The sequence below is a fragment of the Polaromonas potterensis genome (assembly GCF_033446725.1).
Lineage (GTDB): Bacteria > Pseudomonadota > Gammaproteobacteria > Burkholderiales > Burkholderiaceae_C > Polaromonas.
In genome coordinates this window covers 219,499-236,497 of the sequence record NZ_JAWQLX010000005.1, presented here as the reverse complement: position 1 = coordinate 236,497, position 16,999 = coordinate 219,499, and the positions used below count along the sequence as shown (strand labels likewise).

Sequence of the window (16,999 nt, the reverse complement as noted above, 5' to 3'; positions counted from 1 at the left end):
CGCAGTACGCGCAGCGACAAGCGTGGGGGCCCAGTCCGATCGTCCCCAATCGCTGGGCGAGGAAATCGCCAACAGCATCAGCCACGGCCTGGCTTTGCTGGCGGCGCTGGTGGCCACACCTTTTCTTGTGCTGGCCGCCGCGCAACGCGGCGACACCGCAAGCCTTGTCGGCGTGAGTATTTTTGCCGCGACCATGGTGTTGCTCTACACCACGTCCATGCTGTACCACGCCTTACCGCCTACACCTGTGAAGAAGGTGTTCCAGATCCTGGACCACGGCGCGATTTATCTCTTGATTGCCGGCACTTACACCCCCTTCACCTTGGGTGTCTTGCGCGGACCCTGGGGCTGGACCTTGTTCGGCCTGGTCTGGGCCATGGCGCTGGCCGGTGTGACACTCAAGGCGGTGGCCGGCATCCGTTATCCCCGTGCCTCGACCGCGCTGTACCTGGCCATGGGCTGGATCGCCATCATCGCCGTCAAACCCATGTGGGAACTGGTGCCGGGCTGGGGCTTGTTCTGGCTGCTGGCCGGTGGCCTGGCCTACACCTTGGGCGTCATCTTTTTTGTGAGTGACAGCCGCTGGCGCTACGGACATTTTGTCTGGCACCTGTTTGTGGCCGCCGGCACCGCCTGCCACGTGGTGGCGGTCTGGGGCTACGCCGGCTAAGACTTTTGTTTCTGCCTTAAACCCACTCGCTTGACGCTCTATTTTTCATGCGGCATGATGGCATGAATAGTTACAAGGAGTTGCCATGCTCAAGGAAGTGGGTGCCAGCGGCCAGATATCGCTGGGTAAAAAATTTGCAGGTCGCCTGTTTGACGTGATCGTTCACCCCGATGAGCGGTTTGAACTCATTCCGATGAAGGCTGTGCCCGCCAGCCGGGCGCCGGAATCACGGCCCGTCGCCGTGGCCGACGGCTGGTTGCCACCGGGCGGCTACGGCCAATGCACCCAGTGGGCGCTAGACAACCGCGTGGCGCTTGAAGCTTATGCACAGCGTATTGCAGAAGACGGCACGGCCGCCGAGCAATTGCAGCGCTATCTGGCGGGCCATCCAGACGCGTTGCAAGGCTGACATGGCGCGCTTCGACGTTTACCGCAATCCCAATCCACAAGCCAGCCATGCTCTGTACCTTGATGTGCAAAGCGATCTGGTCAGCACCGCCACACGCTGGTGCATTCCCTTGCTGACAGCCAAACCCGGGTTCCCGGTCGTCAGCCGTGCACAGGGAATGTTGAGCCTTCTGGACGATAACTATGTGATGGACACCCCCAACCTGCTGTCCGTACCTGCGGCATTGCTGCGTCATCCCGTCAGCCATCTCAGCGCGCAGGAACAGTCCATGGCCGAGGCAGCCATCGAGTTCATGTTGCGGGGCTACTGAAAAAACATGACGCCCCAATCTTTCATCCAGAAATGGGGCCCCGGCGGCCCGGCCTTTCACCTCAACGAAGAGCAGGGCGCGCAGAGTCACTTTCTGGACCTGTGCGAACTGCTGGACGTGGTCAAGCCTGGCAGCGAAGTGGACTACCTTTTCGAGGAAAAGAACAGCATCGTTGGCGGGCGCACCGGTTATGCCGATGTGTTCCGGCGCGGATCGTTTGCATGGGAAAACAAGGCGCCGGGCAAGAGCCTGGACGCGGCGCTCAAGCAGTTGCAGACCTATAGCCTGGCGCTCGACAACCCGCCGATCCTGGTGGTGTGCGACCGTCTCACCATTCGCATCTACACCCAGTTCACCGGGCATCCGACCGAGACACACACCGTTTTGCTGGCCGAGCTGGACCAGCCCGACAAGCTGGCGCTGCTGCGTCGCATCTGGACGGACCCTGGGAGCTTCAGGCCCAAAAGAACCAGCCGCGATATCACCGAACAAGCCGCCAAAAGCTTTGCCACGCTGGCCGATGGCCTGCGCAAACGCGGCCCAACGAAAGAGCAGGACACGCTCGGCTTTCAGGCGCATGCCGACGAAGTGGCCCACTTCCTGACCCAGTGTCTGTTCTGCTTTTTTGCTGAAGACGTGGGCTTGCTGCCGGGGCGCATGTTTGAGGGGCTGGTCAACAACCGCAAACTCACCAGCGAAAAACTCACAGGTGGCCTGCGTAATCTATTCACCGTCATGCGCGATGGTGGCCTCTACGGCAATGACGACATACCGTGGTTTAACGGCGGCCTGTTCAAAAAAATTGCCGTGCCCGAACTCAGCGCGCCTGAGGTTGTTGAGTTGCGTAACGCCGCCTCGTTGAACTGGAGCGCCATTGACGTCTCCATCTTCGGCACACTGTTTGAACGTGGGCTGGACCCGAGCAAGCGCAGCCAACTCGGCGCGCATTACACCGACCCGGCAACGATCATGCGGATCGTAGAGCCAGTGTTGCAAAGACCGTTGCTCATGATCTGGGATAAGACATCGCAGGATATTCGCGCTGCCTTGGGCAAGAGCAAAAGCAGAAGGCGCGGGGCCTACGCTGCAGGTGGGCGTCGTTACAAGGCCTCAGCCGGCGATGCTTCTTATCAAAAAGCTGAAAGCCTTTTCAGAAAATGGCTTGAGGAACTTCAGAACTACCGTGTACTTGACCCCGCTTGCGGCAGTGGCAACTTCCTGTTTTTGGGCTTGAAGACGCTGAAAGACATTGAGCACAAAAGCCATATAGATGTCGCAGCCATGGGCCTGGACCGCGAGGCTGACCTGGTGACCGGCCCGCACAACATGCTGGGCATTGAGCTCAACGAATACGCGGCTGAGCTGGCGCGCGTGACGGTGTGGTTAGGCGAGCTGCAGTGGCGCCTGCAACACGGCTACCTGATTCCCAAGTCGTCGTCATTGCCCGCCCTGACGACACTACCTTCGGTATTCTGCACAGCCGTTTCCACGAACTCTGGTCGCTGCGCATGTGCACCTGGCTGGGCGTGGGCAACGATCCGCGCTACACGCCCACCACCTGCTTCGAGACCTTCCCCTTCCCCGAAGGCCTCACGCCCGCCGATACGGCGCATCAGGAAACCGAGGCCATCGCGGGCGGGGCGCTGATTCCCGCTGACATTGCAGAGTCAAATCGGGCTCCAGCCCAGGTGGGGAGAGCGCAAGCAGCTATGAAAATAGGAGTAATTCGCGCGGCCGCCGAGGCCATCGCTCGCACAGCCCATCGCCTCAACAATCTGCGCGAAGCCTGGTTTAACCCGCCGGAGTGGACGCAGCGTGAGCCTGAGGTGATTCCGCTGGGCATGGACACGTCACCCTATCCCGACCGCATCCTGCCCAAAAACGGCTTTGAGAAAGACTTGGCCGAACGCACGCTGACCAAGTTCTACAACCAGCGCCCGGCCTGGCTGGACGTTGCGCACAGGGAACTCGATGCCGCTGTGGCTACAGCTTACGGCTGGGCCGACTACACGCCCGACATGCCCGACGAAGAAATTCTCAAGCGGCTGCTGGCGCTGAATCTGGAGCGCGCTGCCGCAGGCTAGTGATTCTTCAGTAGCTATGGAATAAATAGCTACTAGCGACCGTTTCTATTGGGCTAGCGCCCTATTTCTCTTGAAGAATTCATCAAACAGGGCGGTCAGGGCTGCAAAGTCCTGGGTGAAGCGCTCGCGGTTCACGAAGTAGGCCTCACATGCCACAGCCAGAAATTCAGCCGGCGACTCCGCGCCATACGCGTCCAGCCAGGGCGACTCGGCGCCAAAACGTTCGGCCATGACCACCTTCTCGCGAAAGTCGTCGTAGGCGGTTTGCATGACGCCGTGCCAGGCGGCGCGCGCCGCGCGCGAGGGCAGGGGCGGGCAGCCGTCGGGCGCGCCGTCACGCATGTCTATCTTGTGGACGAACTCGTGAATCACCACGTTGTAACCCTGACCGGCGGACTCGCCGGCCGCGGCCACATCCTGCCAACTCAGGGTCACCGGGCCGCGCTCCATGGCTTCACCGGCCAGCACCTCGCTGTAGCGGTGCACCACACCAATGTCATCGGTCTTTTCGCGGCGCGCCAGCATCTGGCCCGGGTGCACCACGATGCCGACAAAATCGTCGTACCAGCCCAGGCCCAGGTGCAGCACCGGCAAGCAGGCCTGCGCGGCAATGGCGACGGCGATTTCGTCGGTGATGCGCATGTCCTGGGCGCCGTGAAACTCTTTTTGTGCGAGAAAGCGGCTGCTCAGGCTGCGCAGATGGGCTTGTTCCGCCTCGGCCAGTTGGGCCAGAAAGGGGTAATGCGCCAGGGTGTGTTGCCACAAGGCATCCGGGATGGCGTGTTCCGCCGCCTGGCCTTTAAAAAGTCGCCGCAACCAGTCCAGCATGGCGACGGTTCAGGCCAGCGCGATGCGCTGCAGGCCGGTCGCACTCAGGCGCAAGACCTCGGTACGCGCCGGCTGCGCGGCGGCGTCCCAGTCGCTGAGCACCACACGCCTCAGGCCTTGCCCCAGCTCGTGAGTGGCGGGTTGGTGGGTGTGGCCATGAATCAAGGTGGGCGCCTGCGCCGCCTGCAGCCACTGGCACACGGCGGCCTGCTTCACATCGACATAGGCTGCGCCCGCTTGCTGGCGTTTGTCGTGTTGTTGTCGGCTTTGCTGGCGCAGACCGCGCGCAATGGCCTGGCGCTCTGCCAGTGGTTTGGCGAGAAAGCTTTGTTGCCAGGCATCGCTGCGCACCTGCTGGCGAAACTGCATATAGTCCAGGTCGTCCAGGCACAAGGCATCGCCGTGGCTGAGCAGCCAGCGCTGCCCGGCAAAACTCAAGACCGTGGGATCGGCCAGCAGGGTGCTGCGGCACAAGGCCATGAATTGCGCACCGATCAGAAAATCGCGGTTGCCATGCATGAAGAACAGGTCCAGCCGTTCGCCGGTAGCCTGCAACACGCTGGCGCATTGTTCTTCGAAGTTCAGCGCGGGTGTGCTGGCGGACAGCTCGGCGCGGACTGCGTCGTCACCGACCCAGACGTCAAACAGGTCGCCCAGGATAAACATCGCGTCGGCCGGCGTGGTTTGCAAATACTGCGTCCAGGCCTCGAAGGTGGCGGCCTCGGCCGCCTGCAAATGGATGTCGGAAATGAAATCGACCGTGCGCCAGGACGGTGGAGCAACAAGCTCCGCGATCTGGGGCACGGCCGGGGTCATGGGCAGGTCTGAACGGCGGAGGCCGTGTTTAGAGGGCGACCGCTTTTTCGATCACGACATCGGTTTGCGGCACATCGCTGTGGCCGCTTTTGCTGCCGGTCTTGACGGCTTCGATCTTGTCCACGATGTCCTGGCCCGACACCACTTTGCCGAACACGGCATAACCCCAGCCGGAAGGCGTGGGCGAGGTGTGGTTCAGGAAACCGTTGTCGGAAGCGTTGATGAAAAACTGTGCCGTGGCCGAATCGGGCACGTTGGTACGGGCCATGGCGACGGTGTATTTGTCATTCTTCAGGCCGTTGGCGGCTTCATTGGCAATTGGTGCGTCCGATGGTTTTTGTTTCATGCCGGGCTCAAAGCCGCCGCACTGGATCATGAAGCCGGGGATCACGCGGTGGAACACGGTGTTGTCGTAGTGGCCCTTGGCCACATAGCTCAGGAAGTTGGCGACCGATTTCGGGGCCTTGGCCTGGTCCAGTTCCAGGGTGACGACGCCGAGGCCGGCAACGTGGAGTTCGACTTGGGGATTGCTCATGGTGATTTACCTTACGAGGGTTGCAGAGTTGATAAGAATCGGTGTTTTGGGAACATCGCTGGGGAAAGGGCCGCCCGGGCTGGTGGGTGTGGCCTTGATTTTGTTGACCACGTCCATGCCGCTGACCACCTTGCCGAACACCGTGTAGCCATAGAGCTGAGGGGCTTTGAGCAGTTGCGCGCGTGGCGTGTTTTCGTAGACGCGGCCCTGGTACTCAAACTTCGGCACCGGATCGCCCGGCGGGATAGGTGTGGGGTTGAGGAAGTCGTTGTTGCTGACGTTGATGAAAAACTGCGCGGTGGCGGAGTTGGGGTCGTTGGTGCGTGCCATGGCCAAGGTGCCAGTCACGTTTTTGTCGCCGCCCTTGGCCAGCGCTTCACGGCCTTCGTGGGCCACCGGGGTGCGGGTTTTTTTCTCGCTATAGCTGGCGTCATACCCGCCGCCTTGGACCATGAAGTTTTCGATCACGCGGTGAAACACGGTGCCGTCGTAATGTTTGTCCTTGACGTATTGCAGGAAGTTCTCGACGGTTTTGGGCGCCTTGTCGGGATAGACCTCGACGACAAAATCGCCGGCGCTGGTCGCAAACTTGACCCGGGGCGCGGGGCTGGTGTTTTGCGCCCAGGCCTGGCTGGCCACCAGGCTCAGGGCGGCCAGCGTCAGGCAGGCGCGGCGTCCCAGGGTTGTGGGGCTGGATGTCATCCGATCACTCCTTCAAAAAATATTTTCCATTGGTTGCCCTGGCGCACCCAGTATTGGCGCCGGGTCGGGCCGGTCAGTGCGCCGCTGGGCACCTCGCCAAAGGTGACCACCATGGTATCGGCGCTATCGGTCCAGCGCAGGTAGGACAGGTCCTTGAGTTGCACCGAACGCCCGCGCATTTTTTCGGCCTCGGCGCGTTGCAGCGCGATCCAGTCGGCCAGGGTTTTGCCGTAGCTGCTGAAGTCGCTGGTGTACAAGCTGCTTAACGTGCTGAGGTCGCCGCCCGATTTGGCCTTGTGCCAGCTGTGCAGGGCGTCTTCAAAAGACTTGCTGTCGGCCTTGACGCTGTGCGGCGCGACCCACTGCAGGCTTTGCGCAATCACCACCGGGGTGGAGCGCACTTCCACGGTGCGGATGATACGTTCCAGGTCCGGGTTGGCCAGCACCACGCAGCCGTCGGTGGCCAGCGGTGCGCGCGAGAACTGCGCCGGTGGTGTGCCGTGCAGCCAGATGCCGCTGCCGGTTTTGCCGCGTTTGACATCCAGCGGGTTGGGGTAATTGATGGGCAGGGCGCCCGAGCCGTAAAAGTCTTTCAGGGACTTGGGGTCCAGGTTGCTGGTCACAAAATAAATGCCCAGGGGGGTGCGCAAATCCCCTTCGGCAGTTTTTTCGGTCCCGGATTTGCCCAGCGAGATGTAATAGTCGCCCAGCAACTTGAGCCCGCTGGCCGTGTTCTCAAACAGGTAGAGCCGGGCCCGCGAGGCATCGATGGCCATCGCGTGTTTGTTGCGCGGCGACAGCGCCAGGAACTGCGAGGGAATGGTGCCTGCGGGTGGGCGTTCCCGCAGCGCTTTCAGGCGCAGCAAGGACTCCTGGCGCAACTCGCCCAGCATGCTAGCACCGGCTTTGGCCGCGCCGTCGGGCACATCGCCCAAGGTACGCAGGGGGCGCGAGCGGGCCGCCAGCAAATCGCCATAAACGAGTTGCGCGAGCTGGAAATTGGGGTGGTCCTTGACCAGGCGTTCGGCTTTGGCCAGCGCTTCACGACCTTTGGCCTGGCCCGTGAGTTTGTAAATCTCGATCAGGCGGGCTTCGGCTTCGCCATCCTTGACTTCCGGCCGGGCTGGCGCGCGCGGCAGATGTTTACGCTTGTCGGCTGCGGCGCGCGAAGCGGGCTTTTTCGGGGTGGGGGACTCGGCCCAAGCTGCGGCGCTGCCCAGCAGCGAAAAAGCGATGACAAGTGAAACTGCGGCGGCCCGTTGCATGGAGTGATCAGGAAAATAGTCAGGTAAGCGCAGGAGGCCGCGCTGGCCGGGTTCGTCGCCGCGGTCCATCAGCCGCCGGTCGATTCCTTGACAATCACCCAGCGTTCGCCGGCCTTGGCCAGGTCCAGCGTCTTGCGGCTGGAGACATTGAGCGCATCGGCGCTGTAGTCCTGCTTGAACCTGGCGGTTGCTGCGTTGCCTTTGACGGCCACGGACAGATTGCTCAGTTTCACGTTGATCCGGGATTTTCCGACGATGCGGTTGCGGCGTTCTTCTTCCCAGGCCTTGCGCGACTGTTTGCCCGGGGTGTCGAAGTCTTTGCCGTAAGCGGCGAGGTAAGTCGCCATGTCTTTGGACGACCAGGCGTTGGCCCAGGCGCGCACGGCGTTTTCAATTTCTTTTTCAGCGGCGCTGCTGACTGGCGTTGCAGCGGCGGGCGCAGGTGCGGGTGCTGCCGGCGCGGCGGCTGGTGGTGCGGACGCTGCAGGCGCCACGGCGGCGGGTTTCGCTGGTGCGGCTGGCGGCGGTGTGACCGGTGCGGCAGCAGCCGGTTTCTGGCCGGTGGACTCGGCGCTGAACAAGGTGCGGATCAAGGCCAGCTTGGGTTGCACAGCGGTGTTGCCGCCATCCAACTGCAAGGCCTTGCTATAGGCCTGGCTGGCCAGCTTGGCGTAAACATCGCCAAGGTTTTCGTGGGCGGTGGCATAGCTCGGGTTGGTGCGTATCGCCATTTCAAGCGCGGCGCGGGCTTTCTCGAACTGGTTTTGGCCAGCGTACAACACAGCAAGATTGTTGTAGGGCTCCGGCAGTTCCGGGTAGTCCTGGGTGATCTTGGTGAAGCTGGTGATCGCGTCGCCCGGTTTGCCGGCCTCGGTCTGGATCACGCCCTTGAGAAAACGCATTTGCGGGTCGCGCGGTTTGGCCGCCAGGAACTGCTCGGCCTTGGCCAGGGCTTCCGTCAGCTTGCCGGCGCGGACCAGGTCGTTCACATCGCTGTAGTCGTCAGCCTGGGCTGCCGAGACAAACAAGGCCGCTGACAAAAACAGCCAGCGCAGGGCGGCGGACAGCGGTTTGCTTGAAGGGGAAGCTGACATGGGCATATTTCCTCTGGAAGGCGTTGGGGTGGCTGGCGCGAAACATGAACCTGCAAGACAACCGGCAATGCGGCTTGCTGCACGGGGTTCTGACCAGCTGGATATACTGGGCGATTGTATCTGAGGGGTATAGTTTATATCTCCGTCCCCCGTTCCAGCTTTCTCATCCGGTTCCGGCCATTCATGCCGGGCTGACACTCCAGACATTTCATGAGCCTTCGCATTTACAACACGCTGTCGCGTGCCGTAGAAGATTTTTCGCCTTTGGTGCCCGGCCAGGTGCGCATGTACGTGTGCGGCATGACCATTTACGACCTGTGTCATATCGGCCACGCCCGCATGATGATGGCCTTCGATGTGGTCCAGCGCTGGCTCAAGGTCAGCGGCTACGAAGTCGTTTATGTGCGCAACATCACCGATATCGACGACAAAATCATCAAACGTGCGGTCGAGCGCGGCATCACCATACGCGCCCTGACCGACGAGATGATTGTGGCCATGCACCAGGACATAGGCGCGCTGGGCATAGAGCCGCCGACGCTGGAGCCGCGTGCCACCGAATACGTGCCGCAGATGCTGGGCATGATTGATACGTTGGAGAAAAAAGGCCTGGCCTACCGCTCCGGCAATGGGGACGTGAACTACGCCGTGCGCAAGTTTGTGGGTTACGGCAAGCTGTCTGGCAAGTCGCTGGACGAGTTGCGCGCCGGCGAAAGGGTGGCGGTGCTGGACGGCAAGGACGACCCGCTAGATTTTGTATTGTGGAAATCAGCCAAGGCCAGCGAGCCCGACGACGCCAAATGGAACAGCGATTACGGCCCAGGCCGGCCCGGCTGGCACATCGAGTGTTCGGCCATGAGCTGCCAGACCCTGGGCGAGACCTTTGACATCCATGGCGGCGGCGCCGATCTGCAGTTTCCGCATCACGAAAACGAAATCGCCCAGAGCGAAGGCGCCAACGGCAAGCCGCTGGCCAGGTTCTGGGTGCACAACGGTTTTGTGCGGGTCGACAACGAAAAAATGTCCAAAAGCCTGGGCAATTTCTTCACGATCCGGGAAGTGCTGGCCAAATACGATCCGGAAACCGTGCGTTTCTTTATCGTGCGTGCCCACTACCGCAGTGCGCTGAACTACAGCGACATCCACCTCGACGACGCCCGGGCCTCGCTCAAACGCCTGTACACCGCTCTGCATCTGGTGCCGCCCGCGGACGTGGTGATGGACTGGACCCAGCCTTTTGCCGCCCGTTTCAAGGCGGCCATGGACGAAGACTTTGGCACGCCCGAAGCGGTGGCCGTGTTGTTCGAGCTGGCTGGCGAGATCAACAAGACCCAATCGGCCGAGTTGGCTGGTTTGCTAAAAAATCTGGGCGCTTGCCTGGGCTTGCTGCAGGGCGAGCCCGGTGCTTTCTTGCAGGCCGGAGCCGGGCTGGACGAGGCCAGCATCGTGGCCCTGATCGCGCAACGTGCCGCGGCCAAACAGGCCAAGGACTTTGCGGCGGCCGACCGTATCCGCCAGGACTTGCTGGCCCAGGGCATTGTGCTGAAAGACGCACCCGCTGGCACCACCTGGGAAGTCCAGTCTTGACCTCCTATTTAAGCCATTTCGGCCTCCAGCCCTTTACCGATATGCGCGACCAGCTATGAAAAATATAGTAAAAAGCGGCCCCGCCAGCACCGAGCTGACCGAAGTGGCCGAGCCCGTCGAGACCACGACGCCTGACTACTGGGCCGATGCCTGCAAACACCTGATGAAAAAAGACCGGGTGATGAAACGCCTGATTCCGCAGTTCGGCGACGCCTGCCTGCAGTCGCGCGGCGACGCGTTCAGCACGCTGGCGCGCAGCATTGTGGGCCAGCAGATTTCGGTCAAGGCGGCACAAACCGTGTGGCATCGTTTTTCCGCGCTGCCGAAAAAAATGACGCCCGGCCATGTGCTCAAGCTCAAGGTGGATGACATGCGGGCCGCCGGCCTGAGCGCCCGCAAAGTGGAGTACCTGGTGGACCTGGCCATCCACTTTGACGCCGGCACCGTGCATGTGAAAGATTGGCAGGCGATGGATGACGAAGCCATCATTGCCGAATTGGTGGACATCCGCGGCATAGGCCGCTGGACCGCCGAGATGTTCCTGATTTTTTACCTGCGCCGTCCCAATGTGTTGCCACTGGACGATGTGGGCCTGATCAACGGCATCAGCCAGAATTATTTTTCCGGCGAATCCGTCAGCCGCAGCGACGCACGCGAGGTGGCTGCCGCCTGGGCGCCGTATTGCAGCGTCGCAACTTGGTATATTTGGCGCTCGCTGGATCCCTTGCCGGTGCTGGGTACCGAGCAGAATTGAAGTTTTAAGACAAGCCTGAGGAGCCCCATATGGCGAAAAAGACCTTCCTCGATTTCGAGCAGCCGATAGCCGAGCTCGAAGGAAAAATTGAAGAACTGCGTTACGTGCAGACCGAGTCTGCGGTTGATATTTCTGACGAAATCGACCAGTTGGCCAAGAAAAGCCAGCAGCTCACCAAAGACATTTACAGCGACCTGACGCCCTGGCAGATCACCAAGATCGCGCGCCATCCCGAGCGGCCCTACACCCTGGATTACGTCAACGAGTTGTTCACCGACTTTGTCGAGTTACACGGCGACCGGCATTTTTCCGACGACCTGAGCATCGTCGGCGGCCTGGCCCGTTTCAACGGCACGGCCTGTATGGTGCTGGGCCACCAGAAAGGGCGCGATACCAAGGAACGCGGCCTGCGCAACTTCGGCATGAGCAAGCCCGAGGGTTACCGCAAGGCCTTGCGCCTGATGAAAACCGCCGAGAAGTTCAAGCTGCCAGTGTTCACCTTTGTCGACACGCCGGGTGCTTATCCCGGAATCGACGCGGAAGAACGCGGCCAGTCCGAAGCCATCGGCCGCAACATCTTTGAGATGGCACAACTCGAAGTGCCCATCATCACCACCATCATCGGCGAAGGCGGTTCCGGCGGTGCGTTGGCGATTTCGGTCGCCGACCAGGTCGTGATGTTGCAGTATTCGATTTATTCGGTGATCAGCCCTGAAGGTTGCGCCTCCATTCTCTGGAAAACCTCGGCCAAGGCCGAGGAGGCCGCCGAGGCGCTGGGCATCACCGCCCACCGCCTCAAGGCCCTCGGTGTGATCGACAAAATCGTCAACGAACCCGTCGGTGGCGCCCACCGCGACCACAAACAGATGGCGGCATTTTTGAAACGCGCCCTGAATGACGCCTTCCGCCAGGTCAGCGATCTGAAGGTCAAGGAATTGCTGGACCGCCGCTACGAGCGCCTGCAAAGTTATGGCCGTTACACCGACACCAAAGCCGACGCCAAATAAGCCACCGGACGCTTCGACCGCGTCCGCGGGGCTGAACCGTCCCAACCCGGCGCTGGCAGCGCTGGATCAACGCCCCTTTTTTTCGCCCATCGGCGTGGCCTACAGCGGTGGTGCTGACTCCACGGCCTTGCTGCTGGCGGCGGCGCAGCGCTGGCCGGGTCAGGTCAGCGCCATCCATATCCACCATGGGTTGCAGGCGGCGGCAGATGATTTTGTGCGCGTGTGTGAGGCCACCTGTGCCGGCCTCCAGGTGCCGCTGCAGCTTGTGTATGTCGATGCTGGCCATGCTTCGGGCGAAAGTCCTGAAGATGCGGCGCGGCGTGCGCGTTATGCGGCACTGGCCGGCGCGGCGACACAGCTGGGCCTGGCGGGTGTGTTGCTGGGCCAACATGCCGATGACCAGGTCGAGACCCTGTTGCTGGCCCTGAGCCGCGGCGCCGGTTTGCCCGGCCTGTCGGCCATGGCGGCGCAGTTTGAGCGTGGCGGTATGGTGTTTTACCGGCCACTGCTGCAAGTGCCGGCCGCCAGCCTGCGCCACTGGCTGGTGCAGCAACAACACCCGTTTATCGACGACCCGAGCAACAGCGACGAGCGTTACACCCGGAATCGGATTCGCGCCCGCCTGCTGCCCGTGCTGGAGGAGGCCTTTCCCCAGTTTCGCGAGACCTTTGCGCGTAGCGCCCAACATGCGGCCCAGGCGCAGGCTGTGCTGCTCGAGCTGGCGCGTGAGGATATGGCGCGTACCGGTGCGCCGCCCGTGATCAAGGCCTTGCAAGGTTTGTCCCGGGCGCGGCAGTCCAATGTGTTGCGGCACTGGCTGCTCGAAGCGCATCAGGCCACGCCGAGCACGGCGCAACTGGAACAACTGCTGGCCCAGGTGGCGGCGTGCACCACGCGCGGGCACCGAATTCACCTCAAGGTGGCCACCGGCCATGTGACGCGGGCCGGGGACTGCCTGCATTACGCTGCCTAGCGCGTAGCGCAGGGCCGCCCCAAGCAAGCGCAGCCCCCTCAGGGGGGTAGAGAGCTACACGCAGTGAGCGAGCGTGGGGGCTCAATAGGTAGTACTCCTAGGTATAATTGAAGGCTTTGCTGGCGACCCAAGCCGTGTTGTACGGGGTGAAATGGGGCCTGCCATGAGCAATCTCCGTAACCAACTCCTGATTGATATCCTGCAATGGCTTTGATCGTTCATAAATACGGCGGCACGTCGATGGGCTCCACCGAGCGCATCCGCAATGTCGCCAAGCGCGTTGCCAAGTGGGCCCGCGCCGGCCACCAGATGGTGGTGGTTCCCAGTGCCATGAGTGGTGAGACCAACCGCTTGTTAGGCCTGGCCAAAGAACTGGCCCCGGCCCAGGCCCTGGACGCCTACCACCGCGAACTCGACGCGCTGGCGGCGACCGGTGAGCAGGCCTCCAGCGCGCTGCTGGCCATTGCGCTGCAAGCCGAAGGCATGCCCTCGGTGAGTTACGCCGGCTGGCAGGTCGCGATCAAAACCGACAGCGCCCACACCAAAGCCCGCATCGAATCGATTGACGACCAAAAAGTGCGTGCCGATCTGGATGCCGGCCGGGTGGTGATCATCACCGGTTTTCAGGGCGTGGACGATGGCGGCAACGTCACCACCCTGGGTCGCGGCGGCTCGGACACCTCGGCGGTGGCGATTGCGGCCGCGCTCAAGGCCCACGAATGCCTGATCTACACCGACGTGGACGGCGTTTACACCACCGACCCGCGGGTTGTGCCCGAAGCGCGGCGCCTGCACACGGTGAGTTTTGAAGAGATGCTGGAGATGGCATCGATGGGCTCCAAGGTGCTGCAGATCCGCTCGGTCGAGTTTGCGGGCAAATACAAGGTGCCCCTGCGCGTGTTGTCCAGCTTCACGCCCTGGGACATCAACATCGACGAAGAGGCCAAGTCCGGCACCCTGATCAGTTTTGAGGAAGACGAAAAAATGGAACAAGCCATCGTATCGGGCATCGCATTCAACCGCGACGAAGCCAAAATCTCCGTGCTCGGCGTGCCAGACACCCCGGGCATCGCCTACCAAATCCTGGGTGCCGTCGCCGACGCCAACATCGAAGTCGATGTGATCATCCAGAACATCAGCAAAGACGGCAAGACCGACTTCAGCTTTACCGTGCACCGCAACGACTATGTGCGGGCGGTGGACCTGCTCAAGGCCAAGGTGCTGCCCGCGCTGGGCGCGCATGAAGTCACCGGTGACGCCAAGATCTGCAAGGTCAGCATCGTCGGCATCGGCATGCGCAGCCACGTTGGCATTGCCAGCAAGATGTTCCGCGTGTTGAGCGAAGAGGGCATCAACATCCAGATGATCTCGACCAGCGAAATCAAGACCTCGGTCGTGATTGACGAAAAATACATGGAGCTGGCGGTCCGTGCATTGCACAAAGCCTTTGATCTGGACCAGCCTGTCGGCTAAAAATCACCTGATTGCTCGACAAGGGCTCAAGTCGTGAGATAATTCGCGTTAGCCAGGAAACGTGACCGAGTGGCCGAAGGTGCTCCCCTGCTAAGGGAGTATGGGGTGTAGAGCCTCATCGAGGGTTCGAATCCCTCCGTTTCCGCCAATGCATTAAAAAAGCCCATGTCAATCATGGGCTTTTTTTCGTCTGTACATAACGACGATTCAACCAAGCGAGCTAGGGCTGCCCGCAACTGGCGTTGGTTCAAGGACTGTATGGCTTCGACATCCCGGGGTGGGGCATCATTTTTTTTCCTTGTCGATGGATCTACGCTTGACGTCAATATGGCAATTCAGCCGTGTCAGGTGAACGTATTTCAGTGCAGGTACCTGGGTGATCAGGCCTTGAGAGCATTCATGCGCCCAAGCGATTCGCGCATCTGATCGATGAGTTCCGCCATTTGCGCCGCAATGGTGGTTGGCCGATCAATCGCGAAAACACTTTGCCCGGCCGCTTCGTAAATGAGGCGTGGGTCATCGTTCTCATGCATGGATGCAAAGACGTCGCCGGTGAGCGCTTGTTGCATGGGCATGGGCAGGGGAGTAGGGGCACCGGCTTCGGACCAGGCATCAATCCAGTCGCTGCGCACCACGCGGCAGGGCTTTCCGCTGTGCGCCCGGGTGATGACCGTGTCCTCGCTGCCGCTGTCGATCAGGCGTTGCAGCAGTGCCGGTGGTGTGTGGTTTTCCGCCGCAGCCATCCACAAGGTACCGAGCCAGCCTCCCTGCGCGCCCATGGCCATAGCGGCCACGATCTGGCCACCGGTGCCGATGCCACCCGCGGCTAGCACGGGCGTATGACCGGCCATAGCCACAATTTGTGGCACCAGTGAAAAGGTGCCAATGCCGCCGGTGTGTCCCCCCGCGTCATAGCCTTGCGCCACGAGCACATCAACACCCAGGGCAAGCGCCTTTTGGGCGTGGCGTACCGAGCCTATGAGCGAAAAAGTCAGCTTGCCACGCGCCTTGGCGCGCGCGATCAAATCGGCGCGAAGTCCGATCGCCGTCGCCACGCCGATCGCATTCGAGGCCAATACCTGCTCGATCTGAGATTCAAATAACTCTTCGGATCGCACTTGCGTGGTGAAAAAACTGGGTTTGACCGGCGGGGGCACGGCGAAGCGAGTACGCAAGCCATTCACGAAGTCCACATGCGCGCCGGGCAGCCCGGCGCGGACCTCGTTGATATTGCCTTGCTGCGGCACTTGCGAGGGCAGCATCAAGTCCACGCCATACGGACGTCCTTGCATACGGCGGTCTACCTCTTGCAGCAGGCCGGGGATTTCATGTGGCATTTCGCGGGCCAGTCCCAGCACCGGAAAGCCGCCGGCCCTGGCGATCTCCACCACCACATCAACGGAATGCGAGAAACCGAAAATGGGATGGGCAATGCCCAAGGTGTCGCAAAGAGGCGTGCGGAGATTGCGTGTCATGGTTTCCGTCCTTGGCTGACTCACTGGGGTTCTATGCCCGCTTGCTTGAGCACCTTGTTCCACCGGGTTGATTCAGCGGCAATGAAGGCGTCGAATTGCGCCGGGCTCTGAGGCGCCAATTCCATGCCCAAGGTGGCGAACTTGGCCTTCACCTCGGGCATATTCAGAATTTCGGCGACATCGGCGGAGAGCTTGCGCATCACGGCATCCGGCACCTTGGTTGGCGCGACCAGGCCAAACCAGGTTCCTACCTCGTAGTCGGGCAGCTTGGCAGCCTCCGCGACGGTCGGCAGATCCGGGAAGGCCGTCGAGCGCCTGGCCGTGGTGACGGCTAACGCGCGCAGCTTGCCGGTCTTGACGTAAGGCCCCGCGATGGCGGCGGTCAGCGGCATCATCGTGACCCGGCCTCCGAGCAGATCATTCATGGCATCGGACTGGCCGCGATAGGGGACGTGGGTGAGCTTCACACCGGCCATCTGGGCCAGCAATTCTCCCGACAGGTGGTTGGATGTTCCGACGCCAGCGGTGGCGTAAGACAGCGGTTCGCTGCTTTTCTTGGCCAGCGCCAGCAACTCGGGCATGGTCTTGACGGGCACGCTGGGATGCACCACAAACAGGTTGGGAACAATACCAATCCCCTGTATGGCGCGGAAGTCGCGAACAGGGCTCCAACTCAGGCCTTTGACCAGGCTGGGCAGTACGGCGTGGCTGGGGCTAACGCACAGCAGGGTGTAACCGTCAGGCGCTGACTTGGCGACGAATTCGGTGCCGATCGCACCTCCCGCACCGGTCTTGTTCTCCACGATGACGGGTTGGCCGTATTTGGCACCCAGCTTCTCGGCAATGATGCGCGCGGTGGAGTCCACCACGCCACCGGCCGAAAACGGCACGATGATGCGGATGGGGCGACTCGGAAAGCTGGCCTCCTGCGCGAGCGCAGACATGCTCAATAGCGCGGCAGTACTCAGTGAGAGGGTGGTCAAAATTTGGCGGCGGGTGAGTGTAGTCATGCTTGTC

Annotated in this window: 17 protein-coding genes, 1 tRNA gene and 2 pseudogenes; 12 read left to right on the top strand and 8 right to left on the bottom strand. The window is 61.5% G+C overall.

The window, feature by feature from the left end; genetic code table 11:
* Positions 1-22 precede the first annotated feature (22 nt).
* The 6 genes and pseudogenes from trhA to R6254_RS11835 all read left to right on the top strand — a co-directional run bounded on the left by trhA (position 23) and on the right by R6254_RS11835 (position 3,473).
* A complete protein-coding gene (gene trhA, locus R6254_RS11860) occupies positions 23-670 on the top strand; it encodes a PAQR family membrane homeostasis protein TrhA (RefSeq protein ID WP_318407012.1) in 648 nt (215 codons plus the stop codon).
* A gap of 85 nt (positions 671-755) precedes the next feature.
* A complete protein-coding gene (locus tag R6254_RS11855) occupies positions 756-1,079 on the top strand; it encodes a type II toxin-antitoxin system CcdA family antitoxin (RefSeq protein ID WP_318407011.1) in 324 nt (107 codons plus the stop codon).
* Between the two features lies 1 nt (position 1,080).
* Entirely contained in the window at positions 1,081-1,389 is a 309-nt protein-coding gene (locus R6254_RS11850; protein ID WP_318407009.1) for a CcdB family protein, read from the top strand.
* Positions 1,390-1,395: 6 nt separating this feature from the next.
* Positions 1,396-2,790, top strand: a pseudogene (locus R6254_RS11845) (DNA methyltransferase); the annotation flags it as partial.
* Positions 2,769-2,915 (top strand): annotated as a pseudogene (locus R6254_RS11840) (hypothetical protein); the annotation flags it as partial. The pseudogenes R6254_RS11845 and R6254_RS11840, both read left to right, overlap by 22 nt.
* Positions 2,916-3,098: 183 nt before the next feature.
* A complete protein-coding gene (locus tag R6254_RS11835; protein ID WP_318407097.1) occupies positions 3,099-3,473 on the top strand; it encodes a hypothetical protein in 375 nt (124 codons plus the stop codon).
* A gap of 45 nt (positions 3,474-3,518) precedes the next feature.
* On the opposite strand, the gene R6254_RS11830 is transcribed toward R6254_RS11835, so the two are convergent.
* From R6254_RS11830 to R6254_RS11805, 6 genes are all read right to left on the bottom strand, one after another.
* Positions 3,519-4,301, bottom strand: a complete 783-nt coding sequence (locus R6254_RS11830) for a M90 family metallopeptidase (RefSeq protein ID WP_318407007.1) — start codon at positions 4,299-4,301, stop codon at positions 3,519-3,521.
* A 9-nt stretch (positions 4,302-4,310) separates the two neighbouring features.
* Positions 4,311-5,117, bottom strand: coding sequence for a UDP-2,3-diacylglucosamine diphosphatase (locus tag R6254_RS11825; protein WP_318407006.1), 807 nt, complete (start codon positions 5,115-5,117; stop codon positions 4,311-4,313).
* A 28-nt stretch (positions 5,118-5,145) separates the two neighbouring features.
* Entirely contained in the window at positions 5,146-5,652 is a 507-nt protein-coding gene (locus R6254_RS11820) for a peptidylprolyl isomerase (RefSeq protein ID WP_318407005.1), read from the bottom strand.
* A 6-nt stretch (positions 5,653-5,658) separates the two neighbouring features.
* Positions 5,659-6,354 (bottom strand): peptidylprolyl isomerase, encoded by a 696-nt coding sequence (locus tag R6254_RS11815; RefSeq protein ID WP_318407004.1) that lies wholly within the window; start codon positions 6,352-6,354, stop codon positions 5,659-5,661.
* The gene (locus R6254_RS11810) at positions 6,351-7,619 is read right to left on the bottom strand and encodes a L,D-transpeptidase family protein (protein WP_318407003.1); all 1,269 of its coding nucleotides are present in this window, start codon (positions 7,617-7,619) and stop codon (positions 6,351-6,353) included. Before R6254_RS11810 ends, R6254_RS11815 begins: the two co-directional genes overlap by 4 nt.
* Before the next feature lie 68 nt (positions 7,620-7,687).
* Positions 7,688-8,719: a nuclear transport factor 2 family protein gene (locus R6254_RS11805; RefSeq protein WP_318407002.1), complete on the bottom strand. Its 1,032-nt coding sequence runs from the start codon at positions 8,717-8,719 to the stop codon at positions 7,688-7,690.
* Between the two features lie 204 nt (positions 8,720-8,923).
* Between R6254_RS11805 and cysS the strand changes: the two genes are divergently transcribed.
* From cysS to R6254_RS11775, 6 genes are all read left to right on the top strand, one after another.
* Positions 8,924-10,300, top strand: a complete 1,377-nt coding sequence (gene cysS / locus R6254_RS11800) for a cysteine--tRNA ligase (RefSeq protein WP_318407001.1) — start codon at positions 8,924-8,926, stop codon at positions 10,298-10,300.
* Between the two features lie 55 nt (positions 10,301-10,355).
* Complete coding sequence (locus R6254_RS11795; RefSeq protein ID WP_318407000.1) at positions 10,356-11,054, top strand: DNA-3-methyladenine glycosylase family protein; 699 nt, start codon at positions 10,356-10,358, stop codon at positions 11,052-11,054.
* 29 nt (positions 11,055-11,083) lie between these two features.
* Complete coding sequence (locus tag R6254_RS11790) at positions 11,084-12,061, top strand: acetyl-CoA carboxylase carboxyltransferase subunit alpha (RefSeq protein ID WP_318406999.1); 978 nt, start codon at positions 11,084-11,086, stop codon at positions 12,059-12,061.
* On the top strand, positions 12,024-13,034 hold the full coding sequence (gene tilS, locus R6254_RS11785) for a tRNA lysidine(34) synthetase TilS (protein WP_318406997.1): 1,011 nt from the start codon (positions 12,024-12,026) through the stop codon (positions 13,032-13,034). The genes R6254_RS11790 and tilS overlap by 38 nt, the downstream gene beginning before the upstream one ends.
* A gap of 204 nt (positions 13,035-13,238) precedes the next feature.
* On the top strand, positions 13,239-14,507 hold the full coding sequence (locus tag R6254_RS11780) for an aspartate kinase (RefSeq protein WP_318406995.1): 1,269 nt from the start codon (positions 13,239-13,241) through the stop codon (positions 14,505-14,507).
* 55 nt (positions 14,508-14,562) lie between these two features.
* Positions 14,563-14,655: transfer RNA gene (locus tag R6254_RS11775), tRNA-Ser, on the top strand.
* A 232-nt stretch (positions 14,656-14,887) separates the two neighbouring features.
* Here the strand turns inward: R6254_RS11775 and R6254_RS11770 are convergent.
* Both R6254_RS11770 and R6254_RS11765 read right to left on the bottom strand, forming a co-directional pair.
* Positions 14,888-15,982, bottom strand: a complete 1,095-nt coding sequence (locus R6254_RS11770) for an NAD(P)H-dependent flavin oxidoreductase (RefSeq protein ID WP_318406993.1) — start codon at positions 15,980-15,982, stop codon at positions 14,888-14,890.
* 20 nt (positions 15,983-16,002) lie between these two features.
* Entirely contained in the window at positions 16,003-16,992 is a 990-nt protein-coding gene (locus tag R6254_RS11765) for a Bug family tripartite tricarboxylate transporter substrate binding protein (RefSeq protein WP_318406991.1), read from the bottom strand.
* Between the last annotated feature and the right edge of the window lie 7 nt (positions 16,993-16,999).